Annotated in this window: 13 protein-coding genes; all 13 read left to right on the top strand. The window is 64.2% G+C overall.

Annotated features, from left to right (window positions below):
* Window positions 1–3: 3 nt before the first annotated feature.
* The 13 genes from H0241_RS11475 (at window position 4) to fliQ (ending at window position 11,743) form a co-directional block, all read left to right on the top strand.
* A complete protein-coding gene (locus H0241_RS11475) occupies window positions 4–630 on the top strand; it encodes a hypothetical protein (RefSeq protein WP_181057520.1) in 627 nt (208 codons plus the stop codon).
* On the top strand, window positions 627–1,988 hold the full coding sequence (locus H0241_RS11470) for a MotB family protein (RefSeq protein WP_181057519.1): 1,362 nt from the start codon (window positions 627–629) through the stop codon (window positions 1,986–1,988). The genes H0241_RS11475 and H0241_RS11470 overlap by 4 nt, the downstream gene beginning before the upstream one ends.
* Complete coding sequence (locus tag H0241_RS11465; protein ID WP_181057518.1) at window positions 1,985–3,412, top strand: chemotaxis protein MotC; 1,428 nt, start codon at window positions 1,985–1,987, stop codon at window positions 3,410–3,412. Before H0241_RS11470 ends, H0241_RS11465 begins: the two co-directional genes overlap by 4 nt.
* Entirely contained in the window at window positions 3,409–4,806 is a 1,398-nt protein-coding gene (gene fliK, locus H0241_RS11460) for a flagellar hook-length control protein FliK (protein ID WP_181057517.1), read from the top strand. Before H0241_RS11465 ends, fliK begins: the two co-directional genes overlap by 4 nt.
* A complete protein-coding gene (locus H0241_RS11455) occupies window positions 4,739–5,326 on the top strand; it encodes a transglycosylase SLT domain-containing protein (protein WP_210284877.1) in 588 nt (195 codons plus the stop codon). The genes fliK and H0241_RS11455 overlap by 68 nt, the downstream gene beginning before the upstream one ends.
* Window positions 5,327–5,548: 222 nt before the next feature.
* Complete coding sequence (locus tag H0241_RS11450) at window positions 5,549–6,217, top strand: response regulator transcription factor (RefSeq protein ID WP_112559323.1); 669 nt, start codon at window positions 5,549–5,551, stop codon at window positions 6,215–6,217.
* A 79-nt stretch (window positions 6,218–6,296) separates the two neighbouring features.
* Window positions 6,297–7,550, top strand: a complete 1,254-nt coding sequence (locus H0241_RS11445) for a flagellar hook protein FlgE (RefSeq protein ID WP_181057516.1) — start codon at window positions 6,297–6,299, stop codon at window positions 7,548–7,550.
* 176 nt (window positions 7,551–7,726) lie between these two features.
* Window positions 7,727–9,181, top strand: coding sequence for a flagellar hook-associated protein FlgK (flgK, locus tag H0241_RS11440; protein ID WP_181057515.1), 1,455 nt, complete (start codon window positions 7,727–7,729; stop codon window positions 9,179–9,181).
* A 3-nt stretch (window positions 9,182–9,184) separates the two neighbouring features.
* Entirely contained in the window at window positions 9,185–10,228 is a 1,044-nt protein-coding gene (locus H0241_RS11435) for a flagellar hook-associated family protein (protein WP_181057514.1), read from the top strand.
* 30 nt (window positions 10,229–10,258) lie between these two features.
* Window positions 10,259–10,606 (top strand): flagellar biosynthesis regulator FlaF, encoded by a 348-nt coding sequence (gene flaF / locus H0241_RS11430; RefSeq protein ID WP_181057513.1) that lies wholly within the window; start codon window positions 10,259–10,261, stop codon window positions 10,604–10,606.
* On the top strand, window positions 10,603–11,043 hold the full coding sequence (flbT, locus tag H0241_RS11425) for a flagellar biosynthesis repressor FlbT (RefSeq protein ID WP_181057512.1): 441 nt from the start codon (window positions 10,603–10,605) through the stop codon (window positions 11,041–11,043). The genes flaF and flbT overlap by 4 nt, the downstream gene beginning before the upstream one ends.
* A complete protein-coding gene (gene flgD, locus H0241_RS11420) occupies window positions 11,043–11,450 on the top strand; it encodes a flagellar hook assembly protein FlgD (RefSeq protein ID WP_181057511.1) in 408 nt (135 codons plus the stop codon). Before flbT ends, flgD begins: the two co-directional genes overlap by 1 nt.
* Window positions 11,451–11,476: 26 nt before the next feature.
* Window positions 11,477–11,743: a flagellar biosynthesis protein FliQ gene (gene fliQ, locus H0241_RS11415; protein WP_127853917.1), complete on the top strand. Its 267-nt coding sequence runs from the start codon at window positions 11,477–11,479 to the stop codon at window positions 11,741–11,743.
* Window positions 11,744–11,833 lie beyond the last annotated feature (90 nt).

The raw sequence follows: 11,833 nt of genomic DNA, 5'->3' as shown, positions 1-11,833 counted from the left end.
ACTATGGCCTCAGCAGCACTTTTCGATCTTCTTCCGGACTTTGGCGCACGCACCCAGCGCGCCGGTCAATCGCCGGCTACAGCCAAGGCCGAGCCGCGGCCAGACACACCGGCGCCGCAGGCAGACATCGGCGCGCTGATCGCTGAAGCGGTCATCGATGCCGAAGCGGAGCTCAAGGCGCGCCTTGCTGTTGCCCATCAGGCCGAGCTCGAAGCGGAGCGTCAGGCCAGCGCCGACGAAGCGAGGGTTTTCCTGGAAGGCTTCGGCGGCGACCTTGGCGCCGCCGTCACTGCCCGTATCGACGCCATGGAGGCGAAGGTCAGCGAGCTTGTCGGCGCCACAGTTGCCCGCATCATTGGCGGCATCGTCACCGACGATCTGCAGAAGCGTTCGCTGGAAGCCCTTGCCGGCACGATCCGCGAGGCGATCGGCGACAGCGAGGCGGTGCGCATCGCCGTGCGCGGACCGCTGTCGCTGTTCGAGACGCTGAAGGCTTCGCTCGGTCCACGCGCGGCCAATCTCGATTTCGTCGAGGCGCCCGGCTTCGACCTCACCGTCGCCATTGACGAGGCGGTGTTCGAAACCCGCATCGCCGAATGGTCGTCTGCCTTGTCCGAGGCCCTCTCATGAGCGTTGACGACGCCGCTGAGCCCAGGCACGAAATCATCATCGTGCGGCGCAATCACGACGACCACGACGACGCCCATCACGGCGGCGTCTGGAAGATCGCCTTTGCCGATTTCATGACCGCCATGATGTGCTTCTTCCTCGTCATGTGGCTGATCAATGCCGCCAACGAGCAAACCAAGGCCGCCGTCGCCAGCTATTTCAACCCGGTCAAGCTGGTCGACCGCAACGCCAGCCGCAAGGGCCTCGAAGACCTTGGCGATGGCCCGAGCAAGGTCGGGCTGACGGCCGACGACCCGAAGGACAAGACCAGCAAGGCCGGACAGGACGGCATCGGCGGCGCCGGCACGTCCAACAAGAAGCAGCCGAAGGAATCGGCGCCGAAGACCGATCTTTCCGACGAGCATCTGTTTGCCGATCCCTATGCGGTGCTGTCGGAAATCGCCACCGATACCGGCGTCATGCAGAATGTCAGCGAGAAGGGCGATGGCGGCGCGCAGGCGTCCGGCCCGGCCACCGGCGCATCCGGCGGCCAATCCTACCGCGACCCGTTCGCGCCGGATTTCTGGTCGCAACAGGTAGCGGCACCTGGCGCCGAAGCCACCGCCGAACGCAGCAAGATCGAAGGCGATCCGCTCAAGCCCGGCGACAAGGCGGCACAGACGCAAGCGGCTGAAGTGAAGGCCGTGCCACCGGCGCCGCCCGTGGTGGATGCGCCGCTGGAGCCGTTGGCGAAATCCGCATCCGACAAGCCGCAGACCAAGGCTGAAGCCAAGGCAGAGGCCAAGGCTGAAGCAGCAAAGGCCGAAGTGAAAAAGGCGGAGGAGGCAAAGGCCGAAGCCTCCGAAGCGCAACCCGCACCCAAGCCCGAAGCCGCGGAAAAGGCGCCGAGTGCCGCCGCCGTCAAGGCCGCGGCACAGGTCAAGCAGGAACTCGACGAGGCCTTCAAGCCTGGCGACAAATTGCACGACGGCGTCTCCGTCGAGGCTACCGACAAGGGCGTCGTCATCTCGATCACCGACCAGTTCGACTTCGGCATGTTCGAGATCGGTTCGGCAGTGCCGCGCCGTGAACTGGTGCTGGCGATGGAAAAGATCGGCCGCATCGTCAACGAGCAGAAAGGCACGATCAGCATCAACGGCCACACCGATGCGCGGCCGTTCCGCAGCGACACCTATGACAATTGGCGGCTGTCCACGGCGCGCGCCCATTCCGCCTATTACATGCTGGTGCGCGGCGGCGTCGACGAGCGCCGCATCACCGAGGTCGCCGGTTTCGCCGACCGCGAGCCGAAGGTTGTAGCCGACCCGATGGCAGCCGCCAACCGCCGCATCGAGATCCTGATGGCGACCGACGGATGAGGCGCTCCGCCATCATCGGCCGCGCCATCGGTCTGCTGCTGCTGAGCGCTGTCCATTCGCCGGCAGCCTTTGCCGAGGACGGCTTGCAGCCCTATCAGCTGGTGCGTTCGCTGCAGCTGGTGCAGGACCGCATCGCCGCCGGCGACCATGCCGCGCTGCCGATGCAAGGCAAGCTGCTCGAAATGACCGACACCAGGCTTCGCGCGGCGAACGCACAGGACTTCAGCGACCCGAAGAATTTTCGCGCCTTGCTGGTCTATGGCATGAGCGGCGGCAACCCCGTCACCGTCGAGGTGGCGGTGTCGCGCGCCAAGACCGACCCGCAAAGCCTGGCTATCGCCGAAGGCATTGTCGATTATCTGAACGGCCACCCGGCCGCCGCGATCGAGGCGCTGAAGCCGATCGATCCGATGACCCTGCCCGCCGATCTCGGTGCTTTCCTGGCGCTGGTCAAAGGCTCGCTGCTCGCCACCGAAGAACCGGTCACCGCGTTGGCGCTGCTCGACGATGCCCGCCTGCTCAGCCCCGGCACGCTGGTCGAGGAAGCAGCGCTGCGCCGCTCGGTCGGCATCGCCGCCGCGCAAGGCGATGGCGCGCGCTTCGCGCTTGCCTCGACCCAATATGTCGAGGACTACCTCTACTCGCCCTATGCCAGCCAGTTCGCCGACGCTTTCGTGTCCGGCGTCATCACGTTGCATATGGCGATCAGCCAGGACAAGCTCGCCGACATCACCGCAATGATGGATCCCGAGCGCGAGAAGGTGATCTATCTGCGCATTGCCCGCCGCGCCGCCATCGACGGCCTCGCCGATCTCTCCGCCTTTGCCTCGGCCAGGGCCGAACAGGGCCGCGACGGCATCCACAACCAGGACGACCCGCGCGCGCAACTCTATTCCAGTCTGTCCACGGTGACGTCGGGCACCATCGACGAGGTCCGCGCCAAGCTCGACAAGATCGATCGCAGCCAGCTTTCGCAAAGCGACCGCGACTTGCTCGATGCCGCGCAGGCCGTGGCCGGCGAAGTGATCGCGCCGCCGGCGCCGCTGCCCGTCGACAAGCCCGCGCCGGCGGCGGCCAAACAGGAGCCGGTCAAGACCGCCGCCGCGGCAAACCCCGATGAGCCCGAGCTGCCGCCCGTCGAAGGCGCAATGCCGGAGCAGCCAGCAGCTAGCGCATCAGGCGGACCGGCCGCAACCGATGGGCCGAAGGCGCCAGGCGAGCCGGCCGCGCAGATACTGAGCGCGCCCGAAACAAAGGCGCCGGAAGCGCCTGCGGTCGCCACCGCGGGTGATGCGGCCCCTGTCGTGCCGGCATCGGCACCTGCAGCCGGCGCCGAACCCGCCGATGCCACCGACGCCGCCATGGCCAAGACGCGCCGCCAGCTCGATTTGATCGACCAGATGCTTGGAGCAGCTCCGAAATGACCACCAATGTTGGCCAGGCCCTGCCGGGATTTGCGCCCGTGCACGCCGGATCGAAGCAGTCGGCGCCGAACGCCAAGGGCGACGACAAAAGCTTCGGCGACATGGTGCGCGCCGACGACAATGCGCCGACGCAAAAAGGCCAGGGAGCAATCGAGGCTGCGCCGCACGAGCCACGCTGGGCCCGACGCAGCGCGGCCGCCCCCGTCAAGGGCGAGACTGCACACGCAGAGACGGGCAAGACGGCCTCCAAACCGGTTGTCGGGAAAGCCACAAAAGACCATACCGACGGCGATCCGGACAAAGCGTCCGCCGACGCCGAGGCGGCCGGACAAGGCACAGGCACAGCACCGCTGCAGGACCATTTGCCGCTGCTGTTGGCGCTGCATGACATCAGCCGTTTCTCGGCGGCCAGGACAGGCGGGAACGGCGCCGTCACGAATGAACAGGCTGAAAAGCCGGTGCTCGACGGCGAGACCGTTTCCGCGCAGACGCCGCCAGTGTCGTTGAAGAAATTCCGCGCGCCGTCCAACACCGACAACAGCCTCGACACGAAGCCGCGACCCGAACGGGCCAACTCCGGCGCTGACGTTTCCGCACAGGATCAGGGGCAAAAGCTGGCCGCGATCGAACCTCAGCCCGGCAAGCTGCCTAACCCGGATGGCGCGACGCCAACTCTGCCGACCGACGAGCCGGCAAGCGAGAGTTCCGCGCCCGCCGCAAAGCGGTCGGCTCTGTCGACAAAGGGCGTCGATGGAGCCCAGTCCAATTCGACATCCGCATCCGGAAAACAGGCACCGTCCGCCGGGCGCGTCGACATTGTCGCCGGGCAGAGCTTCCCGGCGCCGGCGCAGAGCCCGATGAACCAGACGACGTCAGCTTTGATCGACGCACTCGCTTCGGACAACGGGCTGCGGCAAGCGGTTTCGACGCCGTCGACCACCGCCCAGACCGCCGGTTCTGTTGCCGTTCCGACACATATATTGAAGATCGAGCTGCACCCGGCCGAACTCGGCATGGTCACTGCCAGCCTCAGGCTCGCCGGAGAGCAACTTTCGATAGAATTGAAGCCCGAAACTCATGAGGCTTATCGCCGCCTCGCCACCGACAGCGACGCCATCGTGAAGTCGTTGCGCGGGCTCGGTTTCGATGTCGACAAGGTCACCATCCTGCAACCCTCGATAGCAGCCAACCCCCCGGTACGCAGCGATGCAAGCAACTCCCAGCCGATGCCGCAAGGCCGCGACCAGTCCGCTTTTCAGCCCGGGAACTCAAGCGGCAACAATGCGGGTTCGGGTGGCCAGCAGTCGGGAAGAAACCGCAATGACGATGCACAGGACTTCGGCCGCCCTGGCGTGCCTGTTCGCGAGCACGCTGGCGACGATATGTTTATCTAGCCTCATCATCGGACCGGCCAACGCCGCCACCAACCCTTGCGAGCCCGAGATCCTGCGCGCCGCCGACCGCTATGGCGTGCCGGCCGGCATCCTCTATGCCGTCGGACTTACCGAGACCGGCAAAAAGGGTAGCCTACAGCCTAATGCCTTGAATATAGAAGGAAAAGCAGTCTTTCCAAAGAGCCGAAGCGACGCTCTGGCTACCTTCGAAGCTGCCCGGCGCGAGGGCAAGACGCTCATCGATCTCGGCTGCATGCAGATCAACCATCACTATCACGCATCGCATTTTCGCAGCGTCGACGACATGCTCGACCCGCGCCAGAATGTCGACTATGCGGCGCGCTTCCTGGCCAGCCTGCATGCTCGTCACGTCAGCTGGTCGATGGCCGTCGCCCGCTACCACGCCGGCCCCGACAACGATCCCGCGCAGAAGTTCTATGTCTGCCGCGTCATCGCCAATATGGTCGCCACCGGCTTCGGCAAATGGACGCCGAACGCTCGCGCCTTCTGCAACCCATAGACGCATTCGCCTTTCGTAAATGTGTGCAAGCCGCGGGCCTGCCGATGCCCCGGCGCGTCATCGGTATTCCCAACCAACGATACAACCTTGTGATTGCCGTTATTTCGAAACCCGAAATAACTCCCAAGAAAATAGCTACAAGAAATGATGGTTGTTCAGGATTCCCGGCACCGGTTACGCCTCTTCCCACGGGGCAGATGATCTGATTCGGAGGCGGGGCCGATGATTGTAATCGTTGACGAGCGTGAGCTCGTAACTGAGGGGTATAACTCACTTTTCGATCGCGAGGGGGTCGCCTGTGCGGGCTTCGCACCTGGCGAATTCGGCGAGTGGGTGACATCGGCCGCCGACACCGATTTGAAGTCGGTCCGCGCCTTCCTCATCGGCGACTGCCGCGAAGGCGCCATTTCCCCACGCCAGATCCGCGACCGCACCGGCGCTCCGGTCATTGCGCTCAGCGAACAGCACTCGCTCGAAAACACGCTGAGGCTGTTCGAGAGCGGCGTCGACGACGTCATCCGCAAGCCGGTCCATATCAGAGAGATCCTGGCCCGCATCACCGCCATTCGCCGCCGCGCCCATGAGGACGTCAGCTACACCGAGATCGGCGCCATGCGCATCTTCATGGATGGCCGCGATCCCGAGATCGATGGCCAGCCGCTGCCACTGCCGCGCCGCGAACGCCGCATCCTCGAATATCTTGCGAGCAACCGCGGACGCCGCGTTACCAAGACCCAGGTCTTCAACGCCATCTACGGCATCTTCGACGAAGAGGTCGAGGAGAACGTGGTCGAGAGCCACATCAGCAAACTGCGCAAGAAATTGCGCGAAAAGCTCGGCCAGGACCCGATCGATTCCAAGCGCTTCCTCGGCTACCGGCTGGTGTTCTGATGGCGGTCTGCGCCAGCCTCGCGCAAGACAGAAATTATACCCTCGCGACCACAGACATGGGCATTGAGGAGACGTTTCGATGAGCCTTTACGGAATGATGCGGACCGGCGTTTCCGGGATGAACGCACAGGCCAACCGCCTGTCCGCCGTGGCCGACAACATCGCCAATTCCGACACCACCGGTTACAAGCGGTCCTCGGCCGAGTTTTCGACGCTGGTCATGCCGCAGGTCGGCGGTGCCTATAATTCCGGCGGCGTCAACACCACGATCCGCTCAGCGGTCAGCGCCCAGGGCGTGCTGCAATACACCACCTCGGTCTCCGACCTCGCGGTCAACGGCAACGGCTTCTTCGTTGTCCAGGACCCCAGCGGAACGCCTTTCCTCACCCGCGCCGGCGCTTTTGTTCCGGATGCCCAGGGCAGGCTGGTCAATGCGGCCGGCTACCAGCTGATGGCCTACAGCTACGCCAACGGCACACCTGCCGCCACCGCCAACGGTTTCGAAGGACTGGTGCCGGTCGAGATCTCCGACCAGGAAATGACGGCAACGCCCAGCACCACGGGCAACTTCAACGCCAATCTGCCGGCCGGCGCCACGCCACCCGCAGGCCCGCTGCCGTCCACCAACAGCCCGACCGCGGAATACACGTCGAAATCCTCGATGGTCACCTACGACAATCTCGGCAACAAGAAGCTGCTCGACGTCTATTTCACCAACACCGGCACCGGCACCTGGTCGGTCTCGGTGTTCGACCAATCCAAGGCCACGCCCGGCACCTCTTTCCCCTATACGGGCGGCGCGCTGGCCACAGCCAACCTGACCTTCGACAACACAACCGGCAAGCTCACCGGCGCGGTCGACTCAATAACGATCCCCGTGCCTGGCGGTGCGTCGCTCGACCTCGATTTGTCCAAGCTGACCCAGCTCGGCACCGGCTTCACCGTCTCCGAGGCGAAGGTCAACGGCAACGCCCCCAGCACGATCGAAAAGATCCAGATCGGCGAAGACGGCGTCATCTACGCCCAGTATCAGGACGGCTCGACCAAGCCGCTCTTCAAAATCCCGCTGGCCGACGTCCAGAGCCCCGACAACCTCACCGCGCTGCCCGGCAATGTCTATGCGCAATCCACCGACTCCGGCACCGTGCGCATCGGTTTCGCCAATGAAGGCAAGCTCGGCGGCATCATCTCCGGCGCGTTGGAAAATTCCAACGTCGATATCGCCGAGGAACTGACCAACATGATCGCGGCGCAGCGCAGCTACACCGCAAACTCGAAAGTATTCCAGACCGGTTCCGACCTCATGGACGTCCTTGTCAACCTGAAGAGATAAACAACGGGCGCTAGTGGGATGAACCCAAACCAGAGCGGCGCGGTGCGCGGAGTTCGAATTCAAGGCCACACCGGCAAACCGGCTGGTGTGGTTTGGAATTGGAGGTTTCCGAACGCTGACACCGCCGACAGGGCAGAAACGTCATCCCCCTCCCACTGGCCTCGTGAAAGACCCGCATGTCGCTGACTTCCGCATTGACCATCGCCCAACAGTCGCTTCAGACCACGTCGAAGCAGACCAGCGTCCTTTCCCGCAATATTGCCGACGCTAGCAACCCCGACTATGCCCGCCGCACGGCGGTCGTCATCAGCGCCGCGCCCGGCGCTCGCTCCGTAGAGATCCAGCGCGCCACCAACGCCCTGTTGTTTCGCCAGAACCTCAGCGCGCAGTCAGCATGGAGCGGCCAGAGCACGCTTTACAGCGGCATTGACCGCCTCGCCGTTGCCGTCAACGGCGTCGACAATGCCTCCTCTGCCTCGACCGCGATCGGCAATCTGCAGAACGCGCTGCAGCTTTACGCCGCCACGCCATCCAACCAGAATCTCGGTTCCAGCGTCATCGACGCGGCCCAGCAGGTGGTGCGCTCGCTGAACGACGGCACCAAGGCGATCCAGGATTTCCGCACTCAGGCCGACGGCGAGATCGCCACCGCGGTCAACGATCTCAACTCGCTGCTCAGCCAGTTCCAGGACGCCAACAAGGCGGTCATCTCCGCAACCCGTCCGGGCACGGACGCGTCCGACGCGCTCGACCAGCGCGACTCCCTGCTGAAGAAGATCGCGGACTATGTGCCGGTGTCGACCTTTACGCGCGGCGACAACGACATGGTCATCACCACCAAGGACGGCACGACGCTGTTCGAGACCATTCCGCGCTCGGTCAGTTTCGCGCCGTCGGCGGGCTACACCGCCGGTACGCCCGGCAACACCATCTATATCGACAATGTGCCGGTCAGCGCCGGCACCGGCGGCAACACCAGCGCCGACGGCAAGCTCGCCGGGCTGATCACCTTGCGTGACGGAGTCGCTGCGACCATGCAGAGCCAGCTCGACGAAGTCGCGCGCGGCCTCATCACCGCCTTTGCCGAGACCGCGCCTTCGCAGCCCGACCGGACCGGCCTGTTCACCTTGTCGGGGGCGCCCGCCATTCCGGCCGCCGGCACGCTGATCGACGGCCTTGCCGGCTCGATCAAGGTCAACGCCGCAATGGATCCGAGCGTCGGCGGCAATCCGGTACTGCTGCGCGACGGCGGCGCCAATGGTGCTGCCTATATCGCCAACACCGCCGGCAACGCCTCCTATTCGCAACTGTTGATCGGCTATGGCGACAAGCTCGACAAGCCGATGCCTTTCGACGCTTCGGCCGGCATCACCGTCACCTCCAGCGTCTCCGACTATGCCGCCAACGCCATTGGCTGGTTCGAAGGCCAGCGCCAGCAAGCCTCGAGCAACGCCGACGCCAAGGAAGCACTGGCCTCGCGCACCGCCGAGGCGCTGTCCAACGACACCGGCGTCAATGTCGACCAGGAGATGTCGTTGCTGCTCGACCTCGAACACACCTATCAAGCTTCGGCGCGCATGATGAAAACCGTCGACGACATGCTGTCGTCCCTGCTCGATGCCGTGGGATAAGCCATGAAAGCCACATCCGTTTCCTCAGCCGCCCTCTCCAACGCCGCGCGCTATCAGCAGATGCGCATGCAGACCGAACTGGTCAAAGCCACCAAGGAATCGACGACCGGCATCGTCGCCGATGTCGGCCTGGCGCTCGGCGCGCGCACCTCGCAGGCGGTCACCTTTTCGCGCGATCTCGACCGGTTGAACGGCATCATCGATTCCAATTCGCTGGTCACCGCGCGACTGTCCTCGACGCAGGCTGCGCTCGGGCAGCTTTCCGACACCGCGCAGAATTTGCTGACCGCGCTGACCGCGGCCGGCAATTCCTCGAGCACCATCACACAGCAAGCCGGCAAGGCCGCCGTGCAGCAGATGACCTCGATCCTCAACGCCAGCGTCGCCGGCGAATATCTGTTTGCCGGCACCAACACCGACGTCAAGCCGATCGACGATTTCACCGCCGCCGGCTCGCCGGCCAAGGCGGCGTTCGACGCTTCCTTCACGTCCTATTTCGGCTTCACCCAGACCGATCCGCTTGCCGCCAACATCACCGCCGCCCAGATGGACGGCTTCATCACGAGCAATGTCGTGCCGCAGTTCATGGGCGCCGGCTGGCAGGCCAACTGGTCGAACGCCACCGACCAGCAGATCGTCAGCCGCATTTCACTGGGCGAAACCACCCAGACCTCGGCCAGCGCCAATGACGACAGCATCCGCAAACTCGCCATGGCTTCCGCTCTGGTCACCGGCCTGCTCTCCAGCAACATCAGCCAGGCGGCAAAGACCGCCATCGTTGGCCGCGCCCAGGCGATGGTCGGCGAGGCCCTGGGCGGGCTCGGCCAGCTGCAGGCCGAGACCGGCCTTGCCGAGAAGCGTGTGTCCGATGCCAGCGACCGCATGAAGACGCAGGTCGACCTTTTCGAACGCCACATCCTCGATCTCGAAGGCGTGGATCCGGCCGAGGCAGCCACCCGCGTCGCGGATCTGACGCAGCATATCGAGACGTCCTTCGCACTGACCGCGCGCCTGCAGCAGATGAGCCTGCTGAACTACCTGACCTGACAATCTCAACCGCAACGGTAGAGCCAAACGATGTACCAATTCTCCTACGCCGACGTCCAGACCGACTCCGTCACCGATGCCAAGGATCGCGAGCGACAGTTGCTGACCCGTTCGATCGAGATGCTGGCGGCGGCCGCCGCCGTCGGTCATACTTCGATGGAAGCGGTCGAGGCGCTGCACTTCACCAACCGGGTCTGGACCACCTTCGTCGATGATCTCGGTTCCAGCGACAATGTCTTGCCCAAGGAACTGCGCGCCAACCTCATCTCAATCGGCCTATGGCTGCTGCGCGAGGCTGAGGACATCCGCCAGGGCCGCACCGACAATTTCGAAGGCCTGATCGAAGTGTCCCAGATCATCCGGGACGGCATCCAATGACCAACACGCTGAAGATATCGCTGAAGCCGAACGAGAAGATCTACATCAACGGCGCCGTCATCCGCGTCGACCGCAAGGTCACCGTCGAGCTGATGAACGACGTGCAGTTTCTGCTCGAGAACCATGTCATCCAGGCCGACGATGCCTCGACGCCACTCAAGCAGCTCTACTTCATCCTGCAGGTCATGCTGATGAACCCGGCCGGCGCCGTCGAGGCGCGCGCCATGTTCCGCCGCTCGCTGCCGTTGCTGCTGGCAAGCTTCGAGGACGAGCAGATCAACGGCGCGCTGAAGCAGATCGACCGCATGGTCGGCGAAGACCATATCTATGAAGCGCTGAAGGCTATCCGCGCGCTTTATCCGCTCGAACGCCGCGCGCTTGGCGGCAATGACGATGTTCAGGGCGCGAAGCGCCCGCTGGCCGTGGGAGCACACTGATGAATGTGGACATGACGATGACAATCCCGACGGGCGCCAACCAGGGCACCCAGCAGACTTCGAAGACAGCGGTCGACTACCAGTCGTTCCTGAAGCTGCTGATCGCCGAGATGAAGAACCAGGATCCGACGAAACCGATGGATTCAACACAGTATGTCGCCCAGCTCGCCACCTTCTCGCAGGTCGAGCAATCGGTGCAGACCAACACCAAGCTCGACCAGATCATGCAGTCCTCGGCGTTGTCGCAGGCGGATGCCCTGATCGGCCGTTCGATCACCTCGGCCGACGGCAAGACGACGGGCGTCGTGGCCTCCGTCAAGCTTGCCAGCAGTGGCCTGATCGCGGTACTGCAGAACGGCACCGAAGTGCCGGTCGGCGCGGGCGTTTCGATAAAGCCGGCCAGCTAGACCCGGTTCCGTAGAGGGGCACTCACATGAACGAGGCCGACGCGCTCGACATCGTCCAGTACGCGGTGTGGACGGTGCTCACCGCGTCCGCGCCGGTGGTGTTGGTCGCCATGGCGGTCGGCATCGGCATCGCGCTGATCCAGGCCCTGACCCAGATCCAGGAAATCACCCTGACCTTCGTGCCCAAGATCGTCGCCATCATGCTGGTCGTGGCGCTGACCGGCCCGTTCATCGGCAGCCAGATCTCGGCCTTCACCAACGTCATCTTCGAGCGCATCGAAAACGGGTTCTAGAAGCAATTCCAGGAAAAGTGTGTCGCGGTTTTCCCGGGAAAAGCGCATAGCGCTTTCCCTGAGGAATTGCGTAGTGAGGGGTCCCGCTTG

Origin of the sequence: Mesorhizobium neociceri (assembly GCF_013520985.1) — a bacterium.
Taxonomy (GTDB): Bacteria; Pseudomonadota; Alphaproteobacteria; order Rhizobiales; family Rhizobiaceae; genus Mesorhizobium; species Mesorhizobium neociceri.
This window is presented reverse-complemented; position numbering and strand designations above follow the sequence as displayed.

What these genes read in the sequence shown, in the direction of transcription:
- H0241_RS11475 (WP_181057520.1), top strand. Translation starts at nt 4, where the DNA reads ATGGCCTCAGCAGCACTTTTCGATCTTCTTCCGGACTTTGGCGCACGC.
- H0241_RS11470 (WP_181057519.1), top strand. Translation starts at nt 627, where the DNA reads ATGAGCGTTGACGACGCCGCTGAGCCCAGGCACGAAATCATCATCGTG.
- H0241_RS11465 (WP_181057518.1), top strand. Translation starts at nt 1,985, where the DNA reads ATGAGGCGCTCCGCCATCATCGGCCGCGCCATCGGTCTGCTGCTGCTG.
- fliK (WP_181057517.1), top strand. Translation starts at nt 3,409, where the DNA reads ATGACCACCAATGTTGGCCAGGCCCTGCCGGGATTTGCGCCCGTGCAC.
- H0241_RS11455 (WP_210284877.1), top strand. Translation starts at nt 4,739, where the DNA reads ATGCACAGGACTTCGGCCGCCCTGGCGTGCCTGTTCGCGAGCACGCTG.
- H0241_RS11450 (WP_112559323.1), top strand. Translation starts at nt 5,549, where the DNA reads ATGATTGTAATCGTTGACGAGCGTGAGCTCGTAACTGAGGGGTATAAC.
- H0241_RS11445 (WP_181057516.1), top strand. Translation starts at nt 6,297, where the DNA reads ATGAGCCTTTACGGAATGATGCGGACCGGCGTTTCCGGGATGAACGCA.
- flgK (WP_181057515.1), top strand. Translation starts at nt 7,727, where the DNA reads ATGTCGCTGACTTCCGCATTGACCATCGCCCAACAGTCGCTTCAGACC.
- H0241_RS11435 (WP_181057514.1), top strand. Translation starts at nt 9,185, where the DNA reads ATGAAAGCCACATCCGTTTCCTCAGCCGCCCTCTCCAACGCCGCGCGC.
- flaF (WP_181057513.1), top strand. Translation starts at nt 10,259, where the DNA reads ATGTACCAATTCTCCTACGCCGACGTCCAGACCGACTCCGTCACCGAT.
- flbT (WP_181057512.1), top strand. Translation starts at nt 10,603, where the DNA reads ATGACCAACACGCTGAAGATATCGCTGAAGCCGAACGAGAAGATCTAC.
- flgD (WP_181057511.1), top strand. Translation starts at nt 11,043, where the DNA reads ATGAATGTGGACATGACGATGACAATCCCGACGGGCGCCAACCAGGGC.
- fliQ (WP_127853917.1), top strand. Translation starts at nt 11,477, where the DNA reads ATGAACGAGGCCGACGCGCTCGACATCGTCCAGTACGCGGTGTGGACG.